We start from the raw sequence: 1415 nt of genomic DNA, 5'->3' as shown, positions 1-1415 counted from the left end.
ACCAAAGGCACCTATTGAGGTGCCTTTATTACCTTGGTTTTACGGAGTGTGATAGGATTCTGTCACTCTCTATCACAAAGAATCTTACTTATACTGACTCATGACTCAGCCACTGCTTTTTCACAAAACCTATCTGCATCCTACTAGTAATGAGTGGGTTGTTTTCGTGCATGGTGCTGGTGGCAGTTCTTCGATATGGTTTAAACAAATTAAAGCATATAAGCAGCACTTTAATTTGTTGCTGATCGACTTACGAGGACATGGAAAATCCAATCAGCTTTTGAAAGAGTTGATAACTAGTCGTTACACCTTCACGGAAGTGACGCAAGATATATTAAAAGTGCTGGATCACCTAAAAATCCAGTCGGCGCACTTTGTTGGCATGTCGTTGGGTACGATCATTGTTCGAAATTTAGCGGAGTTGTCTTCTGAAAGAGTTCGTTCGATGGTTTTAGGCGGTGCGGTGACACGCTTGAATACGCGTTCGCAGATTTTGGTTAAGTTGGGTAACTTCTGTAAACATATCTTGCCTTATATGTGGTTGTATAAGCTGTTTGCTTACATTGTGATGCCGCAACGAAGTCAGCGTGAATCAAGGCATTTGTTTATTCGAGAAGCAAAGAAGCTGTGCCAAAAAGAGTTTAAACGCTGGTTTATTCTTGCCGCGGATGTAAACCCATTGATGAAGTACTTCAAAGACAGAGAGTTACCCATACCGACATTGTATTTGATGGGTGATAGAGACTATATGTTCATCCAACCGGTGAAAGAGATGGTTGCAGCGCATAAGCTCAGTATCTTGCATGAAATTCCAAACTGCGGTCATGTCTGCAATGTAGAGCGTCCTGAAGATTTTAACCAACACTCTATCGAATTTATAAAGCAACAAAGTATCGTCGCCTAGCCATCAATATAGACACCTGAAATGAGAGAATAGGGGAACGATCATTGCTCCCCAATTTGATATCCACATTGCCAACACGCACCAAACTGTCCTTCGTTGTGTTCAAGGCAATGAGGACATTGCCAGTCTTCATATATGTTGCTTTGTGACTGCTGCCTAAATGCTTCAATAATTGAGTGAGCTTTCAATTGTTGTTCTGGATCTAATAGCCAAACATAAGGATCAGTATCATCGCCAAAAGGAAGCTCACCTTTCAGACCAAAAAGTCCTTCTCCACGCACCTCACAGCATATATCTTCAGTTTTTAATAGTTCACATACGATGTGCGCTTCTGCTGGATTTTTCGCGATAAAGATTTTCATCAAATACTGCCATTTGGCTGAGTAGGGGTTGGCCTGACCTTATTCATAACCCATTTTACGAGTATTGGAAACAGCCCCAGCAAAGCAAAAGATGCTAATACAGTCGGGGATACGATACCAGAAAGGCTATCAATGGTTGCTAACTGAGT

The 1415-nt window shown here is 41.6% G+C and carries 2 protein-coding genes and 1 pseudogene; 1 reads left to right on the top strand and 2 read right to left on the bottom strand.

From position 1 onward, the window contains the following. The first annotated feature begins 100 nt into the window (after window positions 1-100). Window positions 101-904 carry an alpha/beta fold hydrolase gene (locus R8N28_RS24860; protein ID WP_270944098.1) on the top strand — a complete coding sequence of 268 codons (804 nt, stop codon included), beginning with the start codon at window positions 101-103 and terminating at the stop codon, window positions 902-904. A gap of 41 nt (window positions 905-945) precedes the next feature. Here R8N28_RS24860 and R8N28_RS24855 read toward each other — a convergent pair whose 3' ends face one another. Together R8N28_RS24855 and R8N28_RS24850 are read right to left on the bottom strand one after the other, a co-directional pair. Further along, window positions 946-1266 carry a putative signal transducing protein gene (locus tag R8N28_RS24855; protein WP_318183621.1) on the bottom strand — a complete coding sequence of 107 codons (321 nt, stop codon included), beginning with the start codon at window positions 1264-1266 and terminating at the stop codon, window positions 946-948. Beyond that, window positions 1266-1415: pseudogene (locus R8N28_RS24850) on the bottom strand (TVP38/TMEM64 family protein); the annotation flags it as partial. The gene R8N28_RS24855 and the pseudogene R8N28_RS24850, both read right to left, overlap by 1 nt.

The organism is Vibrio sp. Vb1554 (assembly GCF_033344235.1).
This window is presented reverse-complemented; position numbering and strand designations above follow the sequence as displayed.

Excerpts from the sequence above, each read along its gene's own strand:
- R8N28_RS24860 (WP_270944098.1), top strand. The coding sequence starts at position 101 with ATGACTCAGCCACTGCTTTTTCACAAAACCTATCTGCATCCTACTAGT.
- R8N28_RS24855 (WP_318183621.1), bottom strand. The coding sequence starts at position 1,266 with ATGAAAATCTTTATCGCGAAAAATCCAGCAGAAGCGCACATCGTATGT.